20 protein-coding genes are annotated in these 22,882 nt (G+C 65.5%); 13 read left to right on the top strand and 7 right to left on the bottom strand.

Going from position 1 to position 22,882, the window contains the following annotated elements:
- Positions 1 to 33: 33 nt before the first annotated feature.
- The 3 genes from fabF to BRAGE_RS0126560 all read right to left on the bottom strand — a co-directional run bounded on the left by fabF (position 34) and on the right by BRAGE_RS0126560 (position 3,362).
- Positions 34 to 1,296, bottom strand: coding sequence for a beta-ketoacyl-ACP synthase II (gene fabF, locus BRAGE_RS0126570; protein WP_027558173.1), 1,263 nt, complete (start codon positions 1,294 to 1,296; stop codon positions 34 to 36).
- A 1-nt stretch (position 1,297) separates the two neighbouring features.
- The gene (locus tag BRAGE_RS0126565; RefSeq protein ID WP_027558174.1) at positions 1,298 to 1,813 is read right to left on the bottom strand and encodes a winged helix-turn-helix transcriptional regulator; all 516 of its coding nucleotides are present in this window, start codon (positions 1,811 to 1,813) and stop codon (positions 1,298 to 1,300) included.
- 541 nt (positions 1,814 to 2,354) lie between these two features.
- Complete coding sequence (locus BRAGE_RS0126560) at positions 2,355 to 3,362, bottom strand: polyprenyl synthetase family protein (RefSeq protein WP_027558175.1); 1,008 nt, start codon at positions 3,360 to 3,362, stop codon at positions 2,355 to 2,357.
- A 134-nt stretch (positions 3,363 to 3,496) separates the two neighbouring features.
- Here BRAGE_RS0126560 and BRAGE_RS0126555 point away from each other — a divergent pair, with 134 nt between their 5' ends.
- The 6 genes from BRAGE_RS0126555 (at position 3,497) to glyS (ending at position 9,172) form a co-directional block, all read left to right on the top strand.
- The gene (locus BRAGE_RS0126555) at positions 3,497 to 3,724 is read left to right on the top strand and encodes a DUF2007 domain-containing protein (RefSeq protein ID WP_011085319.1); all 228 of its coding nucleotides are present in this window, start codon (positions 3,497 to 3,499) and stop codon (positions 3,722 to 3,724) included.
- On the top strand, positions 3,717 to 4,484 hold the full coding sequence (locus tag BRAGE_RS0126550; protein WP_027558176.1) for a tRNA1(Val) (adenine(37)-N6)-methyltransferase: 768 nt from the start codon (positions 3,717 to 3,719) through the stop codon (positions 4,482 to 4,484). The genes BRAGE_RS0126555 and BRAGE_RS0126550 overlap by 8 nt, the downstream gene beginning before the upstream one ends.
- Before the next feature lie 214 nt (positions 4,485 to 4,698).
- Positions 4,699 to 5,607, top strand: a complete 909-nt coding sequence (locus BRAGE_RS0126540; RefSeq protein ID WP_027558177.1) for a S49 family peptidase — start codon at positions 4,699 to 4,701, stop codon at positions 5,605 to 5,607.
- Between the two features lie 104 nt (positions 5,608 to 5,711).
- Positions 5,712 to 5,903 (top strand): hypothetical protein, encoded by a 192-nt coding sequence (locus BRAGE_RS0126535; RefSeq protein ID WP_027558178.1) that lies wholly within the window; start codon positions 5,712 to 5,714, stop codon positions 5,901 to 5,903.
- 231 nt (positions 5,904 to 6,134) lie between these two features.
- A complete protein-coding gene (locus BRAGE_RS0126530) occupies positions 6,135 to 7,073 on the top strand; it encodes a glycine--tRNA ligase subunit alpha (protein ID WP_027558179.1) in 939 nt (312 codons plus the stop codon).
- Positions 7,073 to 9,172: a glycine--tRNA ligase subunit beta gene (gene glyS, locus BRAGE_RS0126525; protein ID WP_027558180.1), complete on the top strand. Its 2,100-nt coding sequence runs from the start codon at positions 7,073 to 7,075 to the stop codon at positions 9,170 to 9,172. Before BRAGE_RS0126530 ends, glyS begins: the two co-directional genes overlap by 1 nt.
- A 256-nt stretch (positions 9,173 to 9,428) precedes the next feature.
- On the opposite strand, the gene BRAGE_RS0126520 is transcribed toward glyS, so the two are convergent.
- Positions 9,429 to 9,782 (bottom strand): DUF1236 domain-containing protein, encoded by a 354-nt coding sequence (locus BRAGE_RS0126520; RefSeq protein WP_027558181.1) that lies wholly within the window; start codon positions 9,780 to 9,782, stop codon positions 9,429 to 9,431.
- 225 nt (positions 9,783 to 10,007) lie between these two features.
- Here BRAGE_RS0126520 and BRAGE_RS53050 point away from each other — a divergent pair, with 225 nt between their 5' ends.
- The 3 genes from BRAGE_RS53050 (at position 10,008) to BRAGE_RS0126500 (ending at position 15,133) form a co-directional block, all read left to right on the top strand.
- Positions 10,008 to 10,163, top strand: a complete 156-nt coding sequence (locus tag BRAGE_RS53050) for a DUF3096 domain-containing protein (protein WP_074077234.1) — start codon at positions 10,008 to 10,010, stop codon at positions 10,161 to 10,163.
- Between the two features lie 96 nt (positions 10,164 to 10,259).
- The gene (gene ppdK, locus BRAGE_RS0126505) at positions 10,260 to 13,196 is read left to right on the top strand and encodes a pyruvate, phosphate dikinase (protein WP_027558182.1); all 2,937 of its coding nucleotides are present in this window, start codon (positions 10,260 to 10,262) and stop codon (positions 13,194 to 13,196) included.
- Positions 13,197 to 13,666: 470 nt separating this feature from the next.
- Complete coding sequence (locus BRAGE_RS0126500; protein ID WP_027558183.1) at positions 13,667 to 15,133, top strand: cell wall hydrolase; 1,467 nt, start codon at positions 13,667 to 13,669, stop codon at positions 15,131 to 15,133.
- Positions 15,134 to 15,233: 100 nt separating this feature from the next.
- Here the strand turns inward: BRAGE_RS0126500 and nadC are convergent, their stop codons facing one another.
- The 3 genes from nadC to nadA all read right to left on the bottom strand — a co-directional run bounded on the left by nadC (position 15,234) and on the right by nadA (position 19,018).
- Complete coding sequence (gene nadC, locus BRAGE_RS0126495; protein WP_027558184.1) at positions 15,234 to 16,109, bottom strand: carboxylating nicotinate-nucleotide diphosphorylase; 876 nt, start codon at positions 16,107 to 16,109, stop codon at positions 15,234 to 15,236.
- A gap of 12 nt (positions 16,110 to 16,121) precedes the next feature.
- On the bottom strand, positions 16,122 to 17,729 hold the full coding sequence (locus BRAGE_RS0126490; RefSeq protein WP_027558185.1) for an L-aspartate oxidase: 1,608 nt from the start codon (positions 17,727 to 17,729) through the stop codon (positions 16,122 to 16,124).
- A gap of 182 nt (positions 17,730 to 17,911) precedes the next feature.
- Positions 17,912 to 19,018: a quinolinate synthase NadA gene (nadA, locus tag BRAGE_RS0126485; RefSeq protein ID WP_027558186.1), complete on the bottom strand. Its 1,107-nt coding sequence runs from the start codon at positions 19,016 to 19,018 to the stop codon at positions 17,912 to 17,914.
- 338 nt (positions 19,019 to 19,356) lie between these two features.
- Here nadA and BRAGE_RS0126480 point away from each other — a divergent pair, with 338 nt between their 5' ends.
- The 4 genes from BRAGE_RS0126480 to BRAGE_RS0126465 all read left to right on the top strand — a co-directional run bounded on the left by BRAGE_RS0126480 (position 19,357) and on the right by BRAGE_RS0126465 (position 22,720).
- Complete coding sequence (locus BRAGE_RS0126480; protein WP_027558187.1) at positions 19,357 to 20,607, top strand: MFS transporter; 1,251 nt, start codon at positions 19,357 to 19,359, stop codon at positions 20,605 to 20,607.
- A 41-nt stretch (positions 20,608 to 20,648) separates the two neighbouring features.
- Entirely contained in the window at positions 20,649 to 21,635 is a 987-nt protein-coding gene (acuI, locus tag BRAGE_RS0126475) for an acrylyl-CoA reductase (NADPH) (protein WP_027558188.1), read from the top strand.
- 113 nt (positions 21,636 to 21,748) lie between these two features.
- On the top strand, positions 21,749 to 22,336 hold the full coding sequence (locus BRAGE_RS0126470) for a hypothetical protein (protein ID WP_027558189.1): 588 nt from the start codon (positions 21,749 to 21,751) through the stop codon (positions 22,334 to 22,336).
- A gap of 150 nt (positions 22,337 to 22,486) precedes the next feature.
- Positions 22,487 to 22,720, top strand: a complete 234-nt coding sequence (locus BRAGE_RS0126465; RefSeq protein WP_027558190.1) for a DUF6894 family protein — start codon at positions 22,487 to 22,489, stop codon at positions 22,718 to 22,720.
- Positions 22,721 to 22,882 lie beyond the last annotated feature (162 nt).

The following is a 22,882-nucleotide window of genomic DNA, read 5'->3' as shown; positions in this document are numbered from 1 at the left end:
AGCGCAGGCCGCCACGATTGCAAGGCCCGTCGTTCAGCCCATGCGGCGGAAGATCGCGCTGGCGTTCACCCCGCCGAAGCCGAATCCGTTGGAGATGGCGTTCTGCATCGGCATGGGCCGCGCGCTGCCCGAGACGATGTCGATGCCGTCGGCGCTCGCGTCGGGGTTTTCGAGATTGAGCGTGGGCGGCGCAATCTGGTCGCGCAAGGCGAGGATGGTGAAGATCGCTTCCAGGCCGCCGGCAGCGCCGAGCAGATGGCCGGTAGCGGATTTGGTCGCGCTCACGACGATGTTTCGATTGCGGCCGAACAGCGCGCCGATGGCGCCGAGCTCGCTTTCGTCGCCGGCCGGTGTCGAGGTCGCATGCGCGTTGAGGTGCTGCAAATCGCCGGGCTCGAGCCGCGCCTGCCGCAGCGCGAGCTCCATGGCGCGGCGGGCGCCGTCGCCGTCGGGCGGACCCGACGTCATGTGGTAGGCATCCGCGGTCGTGCCGTAGCCGGTGATCTCGGCGATCGGCGTCGCGCCACGCGCCAGCGCATGCTCGAGATCCTCGATCACCAAAATGCCGGCGCCTTCGCCCATGACAAAACCGTCGCGGTCGCGATCGAACGGGCGCGAGGCGCGTGCGGGCTCGTCGTTGAATGCGCTCGACAGCGCGCGGGCCGCGGCAAAGCCGCCGAGGCTGACGATGTCGATGCAGGCCTCCGCGCCGCCGCAGATCGCGACATCGGCTTCGCCCGCGCGGATCATGCGCGCGGCATCGCCGATCGCCTGCACGCCGGCGGCGCACGCCGTAACAGGCGTGCCGAGCGCGCCCTTGTAGCCGTATTTGATCGAGACGTGGCCGGCGGCGAGATTGGCGAGGAACGAGGGAATCGTGAACGGCGAGAGGCGGCGCGCACCGCGCTGCTCGGTGATGCGCACGGCTTCCGCCATCGCCGGGAAGCCGCCGACGCCGGAGGCGATGATCGTCGCAGTGCGCTCCAGCGCAGATGCGTCCTGCGGCGTCCATTTGGCTTGCGCGACCGCTTCTGCGGTGGCGAGCAGCGCGAACAGGATGAAGCGGTCCATCTTGCGCTGGTCTTTTGGCGCGGCGGCCTCTCCCGGGTCGAATCCGCCCTCGGGATCGTCGGCCTTGTCGGGCACGAGGCCGGCGATCCGTGCGGGCAATGATTGCGCCCATTCGGGCAGCGGGCGCAGCCCGCTCTGGCCGGCAAGCAGCCGGCGCCACGACAATTCGACACCGCAGCCGAGCGGCGACACCGCGCCCATGCCTGTCACGACGATACGACGCATGTCAGTCTCCAGCCGGCGCGACGGCCGGGTTCATGGCTTTGAGCGAAGCGAGCCGCGCGCGCATGCCGCGGCTGGCGCGGGGGCCGGGAATGGCGACCGTATTGGCGAGCGTGATCGGACGCATGTCGCTCGCATCGACCACGACCGGCTCGAGTGGACGGATGCCGTCGCGGCTCGCCAGCAGGATGGATTCGCCTTTTGGGGCGAGATGCTTGTTGCCCCAGGCGAGCAGCGCGGCGACCACCGGGAAGAAATCCCGCGCCTTGTCGGTCAGCACATATTCATAGCGCGGCGGCCGCTCCTGATAGCGGCGGCGGACGAACATGCCGCTCGCGGTGAGATGCGCAAGCCGGCGCGACAGGATGTTCGGCGCGATCCCGAGGCTTTGCTGGAATTCGTCGAACTTGGTCGCGCCCTGAAACGCATCCCGCAGGATCAGGATGCTCCACCACTCGCCAACCGTCTCCACGGCGCGGCCGACCGGGCATTCCAGGATGGAAGGGGATTTGGGCTGCATGGGACGGAAGGTAGGGGAGTGACTTGCAAAATGCAAGCGACTGGGAAGGCAATCGTCCTGCGGGTGGAGGGAGCGGTGAGAATTTGGAGGTAGTTCGCCGGTGAGGTGGGATGGGAGAGCGATGAGTGTGGCCGCGGGCCTATTGGTGAGATGTGAGTGGTTGCTGGATAACCGCTCTCGTGCCCCGGACGCAGCGCAGCGCTTCTTCAGCGGTGTGCTGCAGAGCCGGGGCCTATGTTGCTGATCGCTCGGTACGTGGGTCCCGGCTCAGCGCAGCGGCGTTTCACGCCGCAGCGCGTCCGGGACACGAGAGTGGGTGTGCTGTTGCCTCGAACTCCGTCATTGCAATGACGGCGTTGATGCATCACGCACAAATCTATCGCCGTCACCCTGAGGTGCGAGCGCAGCGAGCCTCGAAGGGCAACGGCCCGGATGTAGCTCGGCCGTGCATCCTTCGAGGCTCCTGGCGCGATGCTATGCATCGCGCCACTCGCGGCTCAGGATGACGGAGCAAATTGCGAGAGGAAAGAAAGGCAGTCGCTCAGTGCGACCGCGCCAGGCAGAACGCCACCACCTGCTCCAGCGCGCTCTTCATCGGCGAGGGCGGGAACAGCGCCAGCGCATCCACCGCCATGGCGCCGTAGTGTTGGGCGCGGCTCAGCGTGTCCTCGAGCGCGCGGTGCTTGTTCATCAGGCCGATGGCGTGGTCGAGATCGCTATCGCCGATTTCGCCGCGTTCGAGCGCGCGGATCCAGAAGGCGCGCTCGTTGTCATTGCCGCGGCGGAACGCGAGCACGACGGGCAGGGTGATCTTGCCCTCGCGGAAATCGTCGCCGGTATTCTTGCCGAGCTTTGCGCTCTTGCCGCCATAGTCGAGCACGTCGTCGACGAGCTGGAAGGCGATGCCGAGATTCATACCGACCGAGCGGCAGGCGGTCTGCTCGGCCTTGGGGCGGTTGGCGATCACAGGGCCGACCTCGCAGGCCGCAGCAAACAGCTCGGCGGTCTTGCCGCGGATCACGGCGAGATATTCGTCCTCGGTGGTCGCGGTGTTCTTGGCGGCGGCAAGCTGCATCACCTCGCCCTCGGCGATGGTGGCGGCGGCCGCGGACAGGATGTCGAGCGCGCGCAGCGAGCCGACCTCGACCATCATGCGGAACGCCTGTCCGAGCAGGAAGTCGCCGACCAGCACGCTGGCCTCGTTGCCCCAGAGCATGCGCGCCGACAGCTTGCCGCGGCGCATCTCGCTCTCGTCGACGACGTCGTCGTGCAGCAGCGTGGCGGTGTGCATGAACTCGACGGACGCGGCGAGCTTGATGTGGCCGTCGCCGGTGTAGCCGGCGAGGTTGGCCATGGCGAGCGTCAGCATCGGCCGCAGCCGCTTGCCGCCGGAGGAGATCAGGTGGTTGGCGACCTCCGGGATCATGGTTACGTCTGAGCCGGTCCGCGACAGGATCGTGGCGTTGACGCGTTCCATGTCACCAGCGACAAGGGCCACCAGCTCTTCGATCGACGCGCCGGGAGTTTCGAAAGGTACGATGACGGCCACGCCGGTCTCCAATATTTGCCCCGGAGGGGCTATTCTGATGGAAAGACAATAGAAACTGGCAGCGGATGCGGCAAGGCCCGCGGAACCATTGACATTTGCCCCTTTTAGCCCCTTTCAGGCAGGAGACCTGCGTTTTGCGTGAACTGGTTCGGACCAACGACATGGTGCTGGTGTCGGCGATCGGCGCGCTGCTCGACGGCGCCAATATCCATCATCTGGTGCTGGACCAGAACATGAGCATCATCGAGGGCTCGCTCGGCATTCTGCCGCGGCGGATCCTGGTCCATGAGGACGACGCCCAGGAGGCCCGCCAGCTCCTGACCGAGGCGGGCCTCAGCCACGAACTGCGCGGCGATGATTGACGTCGTCACAGATATCACCGAGGACGCCTTTCTCGGCGGGCAGTTGCAGCTGAAGCAAAAGCGGAGCGGCCATCGCGCCGGGCACGACGCCATATTGCTGGCGGCGGCGACCGAGGCCCACGCAGGCGACCGCGTGGTCGATCTCGGCGCCGGCATCGGCACGGCCGGGCTGGCGCTGGCGCGTCGCGTCGCTGGGATCAGGCTCTGCCTGGTCGAGATCAATCCGGAACTGGCGGAGTTGGCGCGCGCCAATGCGGCGGCGAACGCGATCGCCGCCGAGGCGATCGTGCTCGACGTCACCGCGGATGCGCAGGCGTTTGCGGCAAATGACCTGCCGCCCGACAGTGTCGATGCCGTGCTGATGAACCCGCCTTTCAACGATCCTGCGCGCCACCGTGGCTCGCCCGATCAGGCGCGCCAGACCGCGCATGTCGCGACCGACGAGACGCTGCATGCCTGGGTGCATGCAGCACGGCGCATCCTCCGATCGAATGGCGCGCTCACCTTGATCTGGCGTGCAGATGGAATCGGCGATGTCCTGGCAGCGCTGTCACGCGGCTTCGGGAGCCTCGCGATCCTGCCGGTTCATGGCGAGGCGGGACGGCCCGCGATCCGCGTGCTGGTCCGCGCGGTCAAGGGCGGTCGGGCCCCGACACGCCTGCTATCGGGCCTCGTGCTCAACGATGAGTCACGCGTGCCTAAAAAAGAGGTGAGCGATATTCTGGAAGGGAGGGCCGCATTGCCGCTGGCGGAGCCGTGACGGCTTACTGGGGAAGCGATTCCGATTGCTGTTCCTGCGGGGACGTCAGGCGGATCGCCATGAACAGCGCACCGATCAGCAGCATCAGCAGATAGATTTTCATGGTGTTCTCCGCTGCCCCATTGCAGCCTCCCAACGGAAAATCTGCAAAACACGTTCCAGGCACTTCCAATGACACTCGCGTGATAAGAAATGGTTAATCAGAGGTAACGGCATGGCCGAACAATTGAACGATCGAGACAGTTCCGGCCTAGCCGACAAGCTCATGCAATATCTGCCGGCGCGCTTCCGTCCCGGCACGGCGGTGGTGCCGGTGGTGCGGCTCTCGGGCGTGATCGGGGCGGTGACACCGCTGCGGCCGGGCATGACGCTCGCCGGGGTCGCGCGAATCCTGGAGCGGGCGTTTTCCTATCGGAATGCCAAGGCGGTAGCGCTGGTGATCAATTCGCCCGGCGGCTCGCCGGTGCAGTCGCGCCAGATCTATCTGCGCATCAAGCAGCTTGCGGCGGAGAAGAAGCTGCCCGTGCTGGTGTTCGTCGAGGACGTCGCGGCCTCCGGCGGCTACATGATCGCCTGCGCCGGCGACGAGATCATCTGCGATCCGTCCTCCATCCTCGGCTCGATCGGCGTGGTCGGCGGCAGCTTCGGTTTCCAGGACGCGATCAGGCGGCTCGGCATCGAGCGGCGGCTCTACACCGCCGGTGCGCACAAGGCGATGCTCGATCCGTTCCTCCCGGAAAACCCGGATGACGTGGCGAAGCTGAAGGCGATCCAGCGCGAGATCCACCAGATCTTCATTTCGCTGGTGAAGGACAGCCGCGGAGCACGGCTGAACGGCAATGACGACACGCTCTTCACCGGAGAGTACTGGGCCGGCGAGAGCGCGATCGCGCTCGGGCTCGCCGACGGCATCGGCGATCTCCGCTCAACTCTTCGTGCCCGCTATGGCGAGAAGGTTCTCACCCCTGTGATTGCCCAGCCGACAGGACTTTTGTCCGGCCTTTTTGGGCGGAAAGCGCCCGGCGCGGGGCAGCTTTTGGCCATGGAATCAATGGCCGGGCTGCCGGACGAGCTGATCTCGGCGGTCGAGACGCGGGCGATTTGGGCGAAATTCGGGTTCTAGGCCGAGCTGTCCCGCGCCATTTGGTCCGCCCCGAGCCAATTGCAGCGCGGCTCGGTCTGCGCGAGAATGCTTGTGGGGGCTGAGCAGTGAACAAGGATCGACAGATGCCGCCGTTCGTCGCTTTCGCGGGCGTCCTGGGCGGGCTTGCCGTGGTCCGCTGGGCCTACAAGACCGCCGTCCGGATCAACCAGGAGCTGGAGGAGATGCGCCTGTCGCGTGTCGCCGAAGCCGCCCACATGGGGGACATCCAGACGCTGAAACGTGACCCCGTGACCGGAGCTTATAGGCCGGGTTAACCGCTCCACACACCGCTGCCGTAGGGTGGGCAAAGCGAAGCGTGCCCACGAGCAGTATCGATTTCAGCGAAGATGGTGGGCACGGCGCAAGCGCGCCTTTGCCCACCCTACGGCACCTCCCGGGACGATGGGCTGTTTGGCCCGAATCCGCCCCCTTTGCCTTGATTCCCACTCCCGCCGTCGATACGGTCCCGCGCGATTCAAAACCCCCCGCGAGAGCCTGATCTGACGATGGACGCCTCATTGCCCGCCCATATGCGCCCGGAACGTTCGTTCCAGGGCTTCATCCTCGCGCTCCAGCGGTTCTGGGCCGAGCAGGGCTGCGTGATCCTGCAGCCCTACGACATGGAGATGGGCGCAGGCACCTTCCATCCGGCGACGACGCTCCGCGCGCTCGGGCCAAAGCCCTGGAATGCGGCCTATGTGCAGCCTTCGCGCCGGCCCAAGGACGGCCGCTACGGCGAGAATCCGAACCGGATGCAGCACTACTACCAGTTCCAGGTGATCATGAAGCCGTCGCCGCCGAACCTTCAGGAGCTGTACCTGAAGTCGCTTGCCGCGATCGGCATCGATTCCGCCGTGCACGACATCCGCTTCGTCGAGGACGACTGGGAGAGCCCGACGCTGGGCGCCTGGGGTCTCGGCTGGGAGTGCTGGTGCGACGGCATGGAAGTCAGCCAGTTCACTTACTTCCAGCAGGTTGCCGGCTTCGAATGCGCCCCCGTCGCGGGCGAGCTCACCTATGGGCTCGAGCGTCTTGCGATGTATGTGCAGGGCGTCGACCGCGTCTATGACCTCAACTTCAACGGCCGCGAGGGCGACGCCAAGGTCACCTATGGCGACGTGTTCCTGCAAGCCGAGCAGGAATATTCGCGGCACAATTTTGAATACGCCGACACCGCGATGCTGTTCGAGCAGTTCAAGATGGCGGAAGCGGCCTGCCGAAAGTATCTCGACGCCGGCTGGCGCGAAGGCGGCAACAAGAAGCAGCACCTGATGGCGCTGCCGGCCTATGACCAGTGCATCAAAGCCAGTCACGTCTTCAATCTCTTGGACGCGCGCGGCGTGATCTCGGTGACGGAGCGGCAGAGCTACATCTTGCGTGTGCGCGAATTGGCAAAAGCCTGCGGCGAGGCCTGGATCCACACTGAAGCGGGCGGAGCGGCCTGATGCCCGAACTTTTGCTTGAACTGTTCTCGGAAGAAATCCCCGCGCGGATGCAGGCCAAGGCGGCCGACGATCTGCGCCGCATGGTCACCGACAAGCTCGTCGCCGAAGGCCTGGTCTATGAGGGCGCGAAAGCCTTCGCGACGCCGCGCCGCCTCGCGCTCACCGTGCACGGCATCCCCGCGCGCCAGCCCGATCTGAAGACCGAGCGCCGCGGACCGAAGGTCGGCGCGCCCGATGCGGCCGTGCAGGGCTTTCTGAAAGCGACAGGTCTGAAGTCGCTGGATGAGGCCAAGATCCAGCGCGACCCCAAGGGCGACTTCTACATCGGCTTGATCGAGAAGCCCGGTCGCGACGCGATCGACGTGCTCGCGGAAATCCTGCCCGTCATCATCCGCACCTTCCCCTGGCCGAAATCGATGCGCTGGGGTGCGCGCTCCGCCAAGCCGGGCTCGCTGAGTTGGGTGCGTCCGCTGCACGCGATCACCGCGACGTTCGGGCTCGAGACGGAAGAGCCTGATGTCGTGAAGTTCGAGGTCGACGGCATCGAGGCCGGCCAGACGACTTATGGCCATCGCTTCATGGCGCCGGACGCGATCTCCGTGCGCCGCTTCGAGGACTATGAAGCCAAGCTGAAGGCGGCAAAGGTCATCCTCGATCCGCAGGCGCGCAAGGACATCATCTTCGAAGACGCCAAGGAGCTGACCTTCGCGCAAGGCTTTGAGCTGGTCGAGGATCAGGTGCTGCTCGACGAGGTCTCGGGCCTCGTCGAATGGCCCGTCGTCATGATGGGATCGTTCGAGCAGGAATATCTCGCGATCCCCGACGAGGTGATCCGTGCCACCATCCGCAACAACCAGAAGTGCTTCGTCGTCAAGGACCCGAAGACGGGCAAGCTGACCAACAAGTTCGTCCTCACCGCCAATATCGAGGCGACCGACGGCGGCAAGGTCATCGTATCAGGCAACGAGCGCGTGATCCGTCCGCGCCTGTCGGATGCGAAGTTCTTCTACGAGACGGATCTGAAGACGAAGCTCGAGGATCGTCTGCCGAAGTTCGAGCAGATCGTGTTCCACGAGAAGCTTGGAACGCAGGGCGCGCGCATCAAGCGCATCGCGCGTCTTGCCGCCGAGATCGCGCCGCTGGTCGGCGCCGATGTCGCCAAGGCGACGCGTGGTGCGCATCTCGCCAAGGCGGACTTGCTGACCGAGGTCGTCGGCGAATTCCCCGAGGTGCAGGGCCTGATGGGCAAGTACTATGCGCTGGCGCAAGGCGAGGACGCCTCCGTCGCTGCTGCCTGCGAGGAACACTACAAGCCGCAAGGCCCCGCCGATCGCGTGCCGACCGATCCGGTTAGCGTTGCGGTGGCGCTCGCCGACAAGATCGATACGCTCGTCGGCTTCTGGGCCATCGACGAGAAGCCGACGGGATCGAAGGATCCGTATGCACTGCGTCGCGCAGCGCTGGGCGTGATCCGGCTGATCGCCGAGAATGCGCTGCGTTTGTCGCTGATGCAGGTGGCGGCGTCCGCGCTCGCCGGCTTGTCGGTGCAGCCCGCGGATGCGCAGAAGCTCCCGAGCGACCTGCTCGCCTTCTTCGCCGACCGCCTCAAAGTCCAGCTCCGCGAGCAGGGCGCGCGTCACGATCTCGTCGATGCCGTGTTCGCGCTCGGCGGCCAGGATGATCTCCTGATGATCGTCCGCCGCGTCGAGGCGCTCGGAAAATTCCTCGACAGCGACGACGGCAAGAACCTGCTCGCCGGCACCAAGCGCGCCAGCAACATCCTCTCGATCGAGGAGAAGAAGGACAAGCGCAGCTTCGACGGCGCGCCCGATGCTGCGCTCTACAGCCTCGCCGAGGAGAAGGCGCTGGCGAAGGCGATCGGCGAGGTGAAGGCGGAAGCAAGCGCCGCCGTCGCCAAGGAGGACTTCGCCGCCGCGATGAGCGCGATGGCAAAGCTGCGTCCGCCGGTCGACGCATTCTTCGACAAGGTGCGCGTCAACGACGACGATGCGAAGGTGCGCGAGAACCGGCTGAAGCTGCTCAACGAGATCCGCAGCGCCACGCGTGCGGTGGCGGATTTCTCGAAGATCCAGGATTGAGGCGCGGTCGCGCGGCAAACACCACTGTCATTCCGGGGCGCGCCATTTGGCGCGAGCCCGGAATCCATTTCTCTACGTCACGCGCGGCTCGATGGATTCCGGGCTCGCGCTCCGCGCGTCCGGAATGACGGGCGCAAAAAAGCCCCGCCCGGCGGGGGGAGGACCGGGCAGGGCCTGATGTCCGATTTACACTGCTTCGCGCCAGCCCGATTGAAGTGACGCGCCGGACATCGAGTCGAGTTCATGTCGAGCTGAACTAGTCCATCACCTCGACGATGCGACGCGAGCGCGGCTCAACCAGCACGGTCTCGCCGTTCACGACGGTGTAGCGATAGGTGGTGGCGCCGAAACGTTGCGGCACGTCATAATAGGTGATGCCGGTCTCCGGTAAGGTGGCTCCGACCACCACGCGATCCGGAATACGGAAGGCCGGCACACGTTGTTCAACGACATAGTCGCGGAAGGCCGGCCGCTGTTCGACGGCGATGGTCGGGCCAGAGTCGACGACGACAGGCGCGCGTCCGACTGTGACCCCGCTTTGCGCCTGCGCCGCCAAGGGCGAGCCGATCGCGGCCGCAAGCGCTGCAAGAGCAAGAATCCTGTTCCGCATGGAAAACTCCTTCGTCGTGATTCTTCGGGACGCGCCAGTGGCGCGACCGGTTGCCAATGCATGCCTCTTGGCAATGTTCCGGGAAAAGCCCTGCCGCATCGGCGGCAATTTCGGGCAGTTTTCGTGAGTGGCGGGAACCGGCCCGCCGCTTGCGCGTCTCTACTCGCGGAACCAGGGCCGCTATGATCCGCCCGCGATTCGCCTCACCTCATGGAAAGATAGTTCATGCACATCACCGTCGCCCACATTTCGCCGATCCTGTCGTTGATTGCGGGCGTGCTCATCCTGATCATGCCGCGGCTGCTCAACCTGATCGTCGCGATCTTTCTCATCATCAATGGCGCGATCGGGCTTGGGCTCCTGAAGTGGCTTCACCTCTAGGGGTTCACTTTCCGGAACAGTCCGACTTGCGCGGGCCCGCCCAAAATGGTGTAAGGCCCGCGATTTCCCGTCCCTCTCGCAGGTTGTGTGCAAGCTATGGCCAAAGCCGCCTCGAAGCCTAATAAATCTTCAGCGAAATCAAAGTCTTCCGCCGCCGCGAAAGCCGCGCCGCCGGCCCGTAAGGCGCTGGCCAAGAGCGCCCCGAAGCCGGTTGCCAAAGCGACTGCAAAAGCGGCCACCAAGCCAGCAGCCAAGCCGGCTGCAAAGCCCGCCGCGAAAGCTGCAAAGGCTGTGACCAAGCCGGTTGCGCCGAAGAAGGCTGCCCCGGCCAAGGCCGCGCCAGCGGCGCCCAAGGCCGGCAAATGGGTGTTCACATTTGGTGACGGCAAGGCCGAGGGCCGCTCGGAAATGCGCGACCTGCTCGGCGGCAAGGGTGCCAACCTTGCCGAGATGGCCAATCTCGGCCTGCCGGTGCCTCCCGGCTTCACCATCCCGACCTCGGTCTGCACCTATTTCTACGAGCACGGCAAGTCGTATCCGAAGGAGCTGAAGCCGCAGGTCGAGAAGGCGCTGGACTATGTCGGCAAGTTGACCGGCAAGGTGTTCGGCGACACCAAGAACCCGCTGCTCGTCTCCGTGCGCTCCGGCGCGCGCGCTTCGATGCCGGGCATGATGGACACCGTGCTCAATCTCGGCCTCAACGACGAGACTGTCGAAGCGCTGGCCGAGCTCTCGGGCGACCGCCGCTTCGCCTATGACAGCTATCGCCGTTTCATCACCATGTATTCCGACGTGGTGCTCGGCTTCGAGCATCATCACTTCGAGGAAATCCTCGACACCTTCAAGGACAGCCAGGGCTATTCGCTCGACACCGACCTGTCGGCCGAGGACTGGGTCGAGCTGGTCGGCAAGTACAAGGACGCCGTCGCCCGCGAGACCGGCAAGGAGTTTCCGCAGGATCCGCACGATCAGCTCTGGGGCGCGATCGGTGCGGTGTTCTCATCCTGGATGAACGCGCGCGCGGTGACCTACCGCAAACTGCACGACATTCCGGAATCCTGGGGCACCGCGGTCAACGTGCAGGCCATGGTGTTCGGCAACATGGGCGAGACCTCGGCGACCGGCGTTGCCTTCACCCGCAACCCCTCGACCGGCGAGAGCAAGCTCTACGGCGAGTTCCTGATCAACGCGCAAGGCGAGGACGTGGTGGCGGGCATCCGCACGCCGCAGGACATCACCGAGGAAGCGCGGAAGGAATCGGGCTCCGACAAGGCGTCGATGGAAGCAGCAATGCCGGAGGCCTTCAAGGAGCTGACGCGGATCTACACGCTGCTCGAGAAGCACTACCGTGACATGCAGGACATGGAGTTCACGGTCGAGCAGGGCAAGCTGTGGATGCTCCAGACCCGCGGCGGCAAGCGCACCGCGAAGGCGGCGCTGCGCATCGCTGTCGAGCTCGCCAATGAGGGCCTGATCTCGAAGAAGGAAGCGGTGACGCGGATCGATCCCGCCTCGCTCGACCAGCTCCTGCACCCGACCATCGATCCCAACGCCAAGCGCGACGTGATCGCGACCGGCCTGCCGGCTTCGCCCGGTGCGGCCTCCGGCGAGATCGTGTTCTCCTCGGACGAAGCGGCCAAGCTCCAGGGCGATGGACGCAAGGTGATTCTGGTCCGCGTCGAGACCAGCCCGGAAGACATCCACGGCATGCACGCCGCCGAAGGCATCCTGACCACGCGCGGCGGCATGACTTCGCACGCGGCGGTGGTCGCGCGCGGCATGGGCAAGCCCTGCGTCTCCGGCTGCGGCACCATCCGCGTCGATTACGGCCGCGGCACCATGAGCATCGGATCGCGCACCTTCAAGACCGGCGACGTCATCACCATCGACGGCTCGCTCGGCCAGGTGCTGGCTGGCCGCATGCCGATGATCGAGCCGGAGCTGTCCGGCGAGTTCGGCACGCTGATGAACTGGGCCGACCAGGTCCGCAAGATCGGCGTGCGCGTCAATGCCGACACGCCGGAGGATGCGCGCACCGCGATCAAGTTCGGTGCCGAAGGCATCGGCCTCTGCCGCACCGAGCACATGTTCTTCGAGGAAACCCGCATCCGCACCGTGCGCGAGATGATCCTCGCCGAGGACGAGCAGGCGCGCCGCGCGGCGCTGGCAAAGCTGCTGCCGATGCAGCGCGCCGACTTCGTCGAGCTGTTCGAGATCATGAAGGGCCTGCCCGTCACGATCCGTCTGCTCGACCCGCCGCTGCACGAGTTCCTGCCGCACACCCATGCCGAGGTCGAGGAAGTGGCGCGCGCCATGAACACCGACCCGCGGCGCCTCGCGGACCGCGCGCGTGAGCTGTCGGAGTTCAATCCGATGCTCGGCTTCCGCGGCTGCCGCATCGCGATCGCGTATCCTGAAATCGCCGAGATGCAGGCGCGCGCGATCTTCGAGGCGGCGGTCGAGGCGCAGAAGCGCACCGGCAAGGCCATCGGCCTCGAGGTGATGGTGCCGCTGATCGCGACCAAGGCCGAGCTCGATCTGGTCAAGGCGCGGATCGATGCCACCGCGCAGTCGGTGATGCGCGACGCCAACACCAAGCTCGCCTATCAGGTCGGCACCATGATCGAGCTGCCGCGCGCCTGTCTGCTCGCGGCCGAGATCGCGCAGTCGGCCGAGTTCTTCTCGTTCGGCACCAACGACCTCACGCAGACCACCTACGGCATCAGCCGCGACGATGCGGCGAGCTTCCTCGGTCCCTACGTGGCGAAGGGCATCCTCTCGGTCGATCCCTTCATCGCGCTCGACCAGGAAGGCGTCGGCGAGCTCGTCAAGATCGGCGTCGCACGCGGCCGCAAGACCCGCGCCTCGCTCAAGGTCGGCATCTGCGGCGAGCACGGCGGCGATCCCGCCTCCGTCGCCTTCTGCCACAATATCGGCCTCGACTACGTCTCGTGCTCGCCCTACCGCGTGCCGATTGCGCGGCTTGCCGCGGCGCAGGCCGCGCTCGGCAAGGCGATTGCGAGCCAGGCGTAAGCACGAATTGAAATGTCGAATGCGAAGAGGCGGGGCCAAACCCCGCCTCTTTTCATTTTTGTACACTGCTCTCTCCACGCCGTCATTGTGAGCGCAGCGAAGCAATCCAAAATCTCTCCGTGGAGGGGTTTCTGGATTGCTTCGTCGCAAGGGCTCCTCGCAATGACGGCGTGGCGAGAGCGTGCGCTCGCAAAAAACGATGGAGGGAACTCAACACGCGTCCCGTAATGAGACGCGTGCAAGAGTTCCTTCACCATACGCGTTGACCAGATGTTTACCGCTTCAGATGAGGCGGCATTTACCACGCACGCAATCGCCCCGTGAAAACACCTGTGTTCGCTTGAGTGTGCCGCGCGCGCAACGCCGATTAACGCCCCGGCAACCTAAATTAGATACTTACGAAAAAGATCGAATTGCACGGATGTACTGAGTTCGATCGGAACGGGCGTAAGCGTTGCGTGAGCGTATCGATGTCAGTGTTGCGTAACCATCCGAAGGGCGCGCGGTTCGCGTCCTTCGGCATCGGTCTCTGCATCTTCGCATTGATGCCGAGAGAGACCGGCTATCAGGACATTGCCTCTCTGCTGGCGCGCCAGCCCGGCGTCGCCGAGCGTTGGCAGAAGCAGGTATTTTCCGCGGCGTCCTCGATCCAGCTCGCCACCTACAGCTTTTCCCGCCCCATTGGCACGTCGACGCCGCAGAGCGCGATGGTTCGGCTCGCGAGCCTCGATGGCCGTGACGTCACCGGCGCGATCAGCCGCAATCCGGCGCTGCAGGCGCCGCCGCGCTACCAGGCCGCCGATTTTCCCAAGGTCGATCGCTCGCTGAAGGGCGATCGTCTCGCAGCCGTCGCGCCCACGCAGGCGCCCGAGACGACAGCACCGGACGCCGCACCCGCGCAGGAAGATCCCGCGACCTCGAACAGCTCCGTGTTCGGCGCGAAGACCGCCACCTTGCCGCAAGCGATGTCGCAAGCAATGTCGCCGGAGTCCGCAGCCGCGCTCGATCCCGAACTCGCCGAAGCGCTGCGCGCGCCGCCGCTGCCGCAATATGCCAATCCGCCAAAGGCCAGCGACCTTGCCCGATCGTTCGCGGTGCAGCCGCTGGAGGCACTGAAGAAGGCGACGCTACCGGCGGCACCGCCGCGCGATCCCTTCAGCGTCAAGACCGCGAACCTGTTCTTCGGCAGCTCCTCGCTCGGCGGCAATCTCGAGAGCATCGAGAGCTGGCAGCCCGGCGCCGAGCCGCTGATCGTGATGCCCGATCCCGACATGAAGGTGACGGCGTCGCTGACGCCGCCGACCGAAGAGATCGCCAGGGATATCGAAAGCGGCGAGAGCGTCGCGCCGAAGGGAGAGGTCAACGTCGACAACCAGCGCGCCAGATCACCGGCGGAGCGGCTCGCGCTCGACGACAAGTCACGCGCGAAGTCGGAAAAATGTCTCGCCGAAGCGATCTACTTCGAATCCCGCGGCGAAGCTGTGCGTGGCCAGATGGCAGTCGCGCAAGTCGTGATGAACCGCGTATTCTCCGGCAAATATCCGGACACCGTGTGCGGCGTGGTCTATCAGAACAAATATCGCCACTTCGCGTGCCAGTTCACCTTCGCCTGCGACAACAATCCCGACGTGATCCGCGAGCCCGAGATGTGGGACCGCGCCAAGAAGATCTCGAAGGCGATGCTCGACGGCCAGATCTGGCTGCCCGAGGTTGGCAAGTCCACGCATTACCACGCCTACTGGGTGCGCCCGTCCTGGGTCGCCGAGATGAAGAAGATGTACAAGACCGGCGTGCACACCTTCTACCGCCCGCGCGCCTGGGGCGACGGCAGCGAGGAACCGAGCTGGGGCACGCCGGCGCAGACCGCCGCGCTCTCGGCCGAGCTCGCGCAGGAAGCCAAGAGCTCCGCCGAGATGAGTGCGAGCGAGCGAAGGTAGTCTTTCCACACCGTCATGGCCGGGCTTGTCCCGGCCATCCACGTCTTGCCCATGGCGAACGAAGAACGTGGATGCCCGGGACAAGCCCGGGAATGACGATCTACGCCTCGATATCCAGCGCGCAGTCGAAATTCGGTGCCGAATGCGTCAGCGCGCCGGCTGAGGCGTAGTCGACGCCGGTCGCCGCGATCGCGGCGATCGACTCCGGTGTGACGCCGCCGGACGCTTCCAGCTTGAGGCGCCCCTCCGTCATCCGCACCGCCTCGCGCAAGGTCGCAAGATCCATGTTGTCGAGCAGCACGGCGTCGGCGAGACTTGTGTCGAGCACCTCGTGCAGTTGCGCCAGCGTATCGACCTCGATCTCGATCTTGACGAGATGGCCGGCGTAAGACCGGGCGCGCTCCAACACCGGACGGATGCCGCCCGCGACCGCGATGTGGTTGTCCTTGATCAGGATCGCATCGTCGAGCCCGAAGCGGTGATTGAAGCCGCCGCCGCAGCGCACCGCGTATTTTTCCAACGCCCGCAATCCCGGCGTGGTCTTGCGCGTGCAGCAGATCCGCATCTTCGTGCCCTCGGTGCGCGCGACGTAGTCGGCCGTGAGCGTCGCGACGCCCGACAGCCGGCCGACAAAATTCAGCGCGGTCCGCTCTGCGGTGAGAATGGCGCGCGCCGGGCCGGAGATCATCAGCACGTGCTGCCCCCGAGCGACGCGCGCGGCATCGCGCACATGGGCGCGCACCTCGATGTCGGACGAGAGCTTTTGTAGCGTCGCCAGCGCCAGCGGCAATCCGGCAATCACGCCGGACTGGCGCGCGACCAGAATGGCCTGCGCTTTCGTTGCTTCGGGAATTGTCGCGAGCGAGGTGATGTCGCCGGCGCGGCCGAGGTCTTCCGCCAGTGCGCGCTGCACGGCCTCGTCGATGGCGAGGGGCGAAAGGAAGGCGTCGGGATAGAGCAGGGAGGTCGGGGTCATATCGAGTGTCCTTCAGGCAATCATGGGTTGGACGGTGCGCGGCAGCGGACGCTCGCTCAGGCTGTCCGCGATTTCGCGTGCAGCGGCGAGCGTGGTCATTGTCCGCTGCGCCAGCGCGGGAACATCCGCCGGATGGTCGGAGCGGAAATGCGCGCCGCGGCTCTCGCGGCGGGTCCACGCCGAGGCTGCGACGAGCAGGGCCGTCGTTGCCATGTTGCGGACGGTGATGCTCGTCGCCTCGCGTTCCAGCGCGGCGAAGCTGCGTACGGCTTCGGTAAGACCGTCACCATCGCGGATCACGCCGACATTCGCACTCATCATCGCCCGCAACCGCGCCACGCTGGCTGCATCCGGCGCGCCGACGCGCTGTGTCACCAGCGCATCCGGAAGCCGGGCCGGCGAGGGGATCGCGCGGCCGGCGATGTCGTCGGCGATGCGCGCGGCATAGACCACGGCTTCCAGCAGCGAGTTCGAGGCGAGGCGGTTGGCGCCATGCGCGCCGGTGGACGACACCTCGCCGCCGGCCCAGAGCCCGTCGATCGAGCTGCGGCCGCGTGCATCGACCGCGATGCCGCCCATGTGGTAATGCACCGCCGGCGCGATCGGGATGGCCTGCGTCGCGGGATCGATGCCGGCGGCGATGCAGCTTGCATGCACGGTCGGAAATTTGTCGGCGAAGCGTGCGCCCAACGCCTGACGTGCATCGAGGAAGGCGCCGCGCCCGGCGGCGATCTCCGCGAACACGCCGCGGGCGACGATGTCGCGCGGCGCGAGCTCGGCGAGCGGATGGTGGGCCAGCATGAAGCGCTTGCCATCGCCATTGATCAACGTCGCGCCTTCGCCGCGTAGAGCTTCGGTCGCGAGCGGCGCAGGATCGCGTCCGACCATGATGGCGGTCGGGTGGAACTGCACGAATTCGGGGTCGGCGATGACCGCGCCGGCGCGTGCAGCGATCGCGACGCCCGAGCCGTTCGCTTCAACCGGATTGGTGGTGACGGCATAGAGATGGCCAATGCCGCCGGTGGCGAGCACCACCGCGCGTGAGGCGAGCAGGACCGGTCGCGCCGCCGAATCGCCGGCCTTGCGCAATTGAAGTCCGGTGACCGCGCCGTCTTCCGTCAACAGCGCCTCGGCGACAAAACCTTCGATCAGCCGGATCGAGGGTGTGCGGCGCACGGCCTCGCTCAAGGCCGCGATGATCGCCGCGCCCGCGCCGTCGCCGCGCACATGCACGATGCGCCGCGCGGAATGCGCAGCTTCCCGCCCGACGGCGAGTCGGCCTTCAAGGTCGCGATCGAACGGCACGCCATAGGCGAGCAGATCGTGGATCCGCGGTGCCGCCTCACGCGCGATGCCGAGTGCGACGGCTTCGTCGACGATGCCGCCGCCAACGGCAATGGTGTCAGCGGCATGCGCTTCCGGCGTATCACCCTCGGCCACCGCCGCGGCGATGCCGCCTTGCGCCCATGCGGAGGATGCGCCTTGGCCAAGCGGCGCGGCCGAGATCAATGTCACCGGCCGCGGCGCGAGCTTGAGTGCGCAGAACAATCCGGCAAGGCCGCCGCCGACGATGATGATGTCGTCGGTGGTGCGGGTGAGGTTGTGGATGTTGTTTGTCATGGTTCTATCCTTTCACTCCACCGTCGTCCCCGCGAAAGCGGGGACCCAGGGAGTAGTTGCGGAGAGAGCTCGTCACCACGAGTCTTCGCCAAACCACTCCTTGTGGTTATGGGTCCCGGATCTGCGCTCCGCTTCGCTGCGCTTGTCCGGGACGACAGCTGTGTTGTTGCTGCTTCTCGCCTTCAATTCTTCAGATTGATCATCCGCTCGACCGAACGCCGTGCTCGCGCTGCGAGCGCGGGATCGATCGTGACCTCCTCGCGCAGCGTCAGCAGGCTCTCCAGGATGTTGGCGAGGGTGATGCGCTTCATGTGCGGGCAGAGATTGCAGGGGCGCAGCATCTCCACATCGGGCAGCTCGGCGCGGACATTGTCGGCCATCGAGCATTCCGTGATCATCACCAGCCGTCGCGGCCGCTTGTTGCGCACCCAGTTGATCATGTGCGCGGTCGAGCCGGTGAAGTCGGCTTCCGCCAGCACGTCCGGCGGACATTCGGGATGCGCGATGATTTGCACCGACGGATCGGCGTCGCGAAACGCGCGCAGCTCTTCGCCCGTAAAGCGCTCATGCACCTCGCAGGCGCCCTTCCAGGCGATGATCTTCACGTCGGTCTTGGAGGCCACGTAGGTGGCGAGATAGCGGTCGGGCAGGAAGATCACGGTCGGTGCGTTCAGGCTCTCCACCACCTGCACCGCGTTGGACGAGGTGCAGCAGATGTCGACCTCGGCCTTCACCTCCGCCGAGGTGTTGACGTAGGCGACGACGGGTACGCCGGGGAATTTTTCGCGCAGCAGCCGCACGTCGGCGCCAGTGATGCTGGCCGCGAGCGAGCAGCCGGCGCGCGAGTCCGGGATCAGCACCGTCTTGTCCGGATTGAGCAGCTTCGACGTCTCCGCCATGAAGTGCACGCCGCATTGGACGATGATGCCGGCTTTCACCTTGGTCGCTTCGACCGCGAGCTGGAGCGAGTCGCCGCCGATGTCGGCGACGCAGTGGAAGATCTCCGGCGCCTGGTAGTTGTGCGCGAGGATTACCGCGCCGCGGGCTGCCTTTAGCTCATGGATGGCCTTGATGGTGGGCGCCATCAGCGGCCACTCGATCGGCGGGATCACGTGCTTCACGCGCTCATAGAGCGGAGCCGTGGCGCGCTCGACCTCATCGGTCCATTCCAGCGAGGGCATCGGCAGCGCAGCTTCCGTGCGCGCCGGCGCAGCGCGAGGAGCGATGGTGGTGCGGCCCTGAGGCGGGCCTGCAAGATCGTCGGGGCCGTAAATTCCAGTGATCGGCATCAAAGCCTCCCGTCTATGCCAATTATGCTCTATATGAGTATATATGGAGCCTGAGAAATCCGGCCGAGAGGGCCGGGGGTGCTTCGCCAGAGCTTACATATACTCAATTTGAGTAAATCGAAGATAACACGCCCTGCAGTCGGCCGCTAGGGCCAGCCGCACACATTCCCGTCAAGTCGGCCTTATCGCGTCAGGCGAGCCCGCGACGAAACGCAATGCTCTCGCGGCAGCCCTTCGTAGAATGCAGTCTTTTTTGACTTGGGACTTTCATGCATTTGCATTAAACGCTCTGTTGCGGCTGCCTATTCCGGATCCGCCAACGACACATGAGGAAGTGCATGTCGACACAAGTGGGCGAGCTCGGTCCGGCCTCCCGTTCCTCCTGGCGCACGCCGGCGATCATCATTCTCTGCGGCTGCGCCATCGGCATGCTCGGCTTCGGCCCGCGCTCGGCGCTCGGCTTCTTCGTGCAGCCGATGAGCCACGAATTCGCCTGGGGCCGCGACGTGTTCGGCCTCGCCATCGCCGTGCAGAATCTGTTGTGGGGATTGGGCCAGCCCTTCGCCGGTGCGGTCGCCGATCGGTTCGGCCTGTTCCGGGTGATGTGCGTCGGCGCGCTGCTCTATGCCGGCGGCCTCTTGCTGATGCGTTATTCCTCGACGCCGCTGTCGCTCAACATCGGCGCCGGCGTCATGATCGGCTTTGGTCTTGCCGGCTGCTCGTTCAATCTGGTGCTCTCGGCGTTCACAAAACTGCTGCCGGCGGAGAAGCGTGGCCTTGCGCTCGGCGCCGGCACCGCGGCGGGCTCGTTCGGCCAGTTCCTGTTCGCACCGATCGGCGTCGCGCTGATCGACAATTTCGGCTGGCAGCAGGCGCTCACCGTGTTCGGCTTCCTGATGCTGTTGATCGTCCCGCTGTCGCTGGCGCTCTCGACGCCGCCGGTCACGAATACGGCAAACGCGGCGCCTGCGGATGAGCAGACCTTTACCAAGGCGCTCGCTGAAGCGTTCGGCCATCGCTCCTATGTGCTGCTGGTGCTCGGCTTCTTCACCTGCGGCTTCCAGCTCGCCTTCATCACCGTGCATCTGCCGGCGTTCCTGGTTGATCGCGGCATCTCGACTCAAACCGGCGGCTGGGTGATCGCGGCGATCGGCTTGTTCAACATCATGGGATCGCTCAGCGTCGGCTATCTCCAGAACTCGCTGCCCAAGCGCTACATCCTCTCGACCATCTATTTCACCCGCGCGCTTGCGACGCTCGCCTTCATCTCGTTCCCGATCACGCCGTTCTCGGCGATCGCGTTCGGCGCCATCTCCGGCCTGACCTGGCTGTCGACGGTGCCGCCGACCTCTGCGCTGGTGGCGCTGATGTTCGGCACGCGCTGGCTCGCGACGCTCTATGGCTTTGCCTTCGTCAGCCATCAGGTCGGCGGCTTCCTCGGCGTCTGGCTTGGCGGCATCGTGTTCGAGAAGTTCGGTTCCTACACGCCGATCTGGTGGCTCTCGATCCTGTTCGGCGTGCTCTCGGCGCTGATCAATCTTCCGATCGTGGAGAAACCGGTTCAGCGGGCGGTTGCGCAGCCTGCCTGATCGGCTAAACATCCCCGTCAAACAAGTCAGGGAGTTCAGCCGTGGCCACATTCAAGGCGATCCGGATCGACAAGGCGGACAAGGGCACCACCGCGCAGCTCACGCAGTTCGACGACGCCGAGCTGATGGATGGCGATGTCACCGTCCGCGTGGAATGGTCGACGCTGAACTACAAGGACGGTCTCGCGCTCACCGGCAAGGCGCCGGTGGTGCGCCGTTTCCCGATGATCGCCGGCATCGACTTCGCAGGCACGGTCGAAGCCTCCTCGCATCCGCAATGGAAGGCGGGCGACAAGGTGGTCTGCACCGGCTGGGGCATGGGCGAGACGCATCTCGGCGCCTATGCCGAGAAAGCGCGGGTGAAGGGCGACTGGCTGGTCGCGTTGCCGCAAGGGCTCTCGGCGCGCGATGCCATGGCGATCGGCACCGCGGGCTTCACCGCGATGCTCTCGGTGCTGGCGCTGGAGAAGCACGGCATCTCGCCCAAGAGCGGCCCCGTGGTGGTGACGGGCGCCGCCGGCGGCGTCGGCTCGGTCGCAATCGCCGTGCTGTCGAAGCTCGGCTATCACGTCATCGCGTCGACCGGCCGCGCCTCCGAGGCTGACTATCTGAAAGAGATCGGCGCCACTGAGGTCATCGACCGCAACGAATTGTCGGCGGCGGCCAAGCCGCTTGCCAAGGAGCGCTGGGCGGGCGGCGTTGACAGCGTGGGCTCGACCACGCTCGCGAATCTCCTGTCGATGACAAAATACGGTGGGGCGATCGCGGCCTGTGGATTGGCGGCCGGTATGGACCTGCCGTCTTCCGTCGCACCCTTCATTTTGCGCGGAGTGTGCCTTCTCGGCATCGATTCCGTGATGTGCCCGATTGAGCCGCGGAAGGCTGCCTGGCTGCGTCTGGCATCCGACCTGGATCGGACGAAACTATCTGAAATCACTCAGGAAATTTCGCTCGACCAAGTTCCGGAATGGGGCGCGAAAATCCTCGCCGGTCAGGTCCGCGGTCGCGTCGTGGTAAAAATTGTCTAACGGCGTTCAGACTTTACCAACCAAGCTGCTTCAATGTTGCCTTGGTTAGTATGGTAAGCAGCGGGTAAAGAGATAAGGCATCGCCCGCTGCGGGGGTTGGTTCGGAGTAGAGCATGCTTGCGCGTATTGTGTTGGGGGCTGTCACGGCGGCAGCGACGTTTGCGCCCGCCATTGCTGGAAGCATGAATGCCGACGAGGCGCGCCGCTTCGTCGCTGGCAAGGTGTTCGCTTTCACCTGTTTCGACGGCACCCGCGGCGCGGGCCGCATCCTGGATGACCTTGGCGCTGCCGGCGCGGTGCAGTTCTCGGGCTCGGGCCCGGTGCGCCATCTTCGACTGCCCGGCAACACACTCCAGATCCGCGGCCAGAACGTCTGCGCCTCGATCAAGGGCATTCCGTTCGAGCCTTGTTTCAACCTGGAAAAAACCGACGAGCGCAGCTTCCGCGGCTCGGTGTCGGGAATGGGCTTCGCCTATTGCGACTTCCATCACCAGGGCGGCAACCAGATGCTGATGGCGCGTGCCACGGCGCGTCCGCGCTCGCTGCGTTCGTCCGAGCGCACCGGCTCGGTCGGCGCCTCCAACACAGAGGTCGCCGCGCGCGTCGAGACGCCGCGTGTCGAGAGCGGCCGGCTTGAGCCGGTGAAGGCCGAGCCCGCCAGGAACGACGCCCCGCTGGAGCTGCGCCGCTCGACCCAGTGAGCCGGCCGCGGCGTCCCCGCGTACTTTCTCGTCGAAGAGCCCATCGAGCACGAAGCCGCTGCGCCGTAATCATACGGACGGCGGTTTTCATGCGTTGGTAGCTAGTCGCGCCCCAATTTGCGCAGGGCCGGGGGGCGCAAGGGCTTTACAATGTCGTTGTATTTCTTCCGCATCAGCACCGGCCGCTATTCCGGCGCCGCCGACCAGCCGTACGAGTTCGAGGACAGGGCAGCCGCCTGGAGCGAGATGACCGAGGTCTGCGCCAATCTGCTCGGCGGCATCGCGCGTGGCCTGAAGCCGAATGCCGAGTGGCGCATGGAGCTGCTCGACGAGAACAAGAAGCCGGTCTTCCGCGTCAGCCTCGTCGGCGAGAAGATGGGCTGACGGCCGCGAACGAGGGCCGGGCGTTAACGAATCGCGATCCCTGCAAATCCGCGAGGCGTGACCCGGATACACGCGAAAAGTGCGCAAGTCCGGCAGCTTGAGCAGCGTTTTCGGTATTTCTACCTAGGCCGCGATGCGCCCCGCTTAACGTTAATGAGGAAC

The sequence above is a fragment of the Bradyrhizobium genosp. SA-4 str. CB756 genome (genome assembly GCF_000473125.1).
GTDB lineage: Bacteria > Pseudomonadota > Alphaproteobacteria > Rhizobiales > Xanthobacteraceae > Bradyrhizobium > Bradyrhizobium arachidis.
Note: the sequence above shows the minus strand (reverse complement) of the source record. Positions and strands in the feature narration are given on the sequence as shown.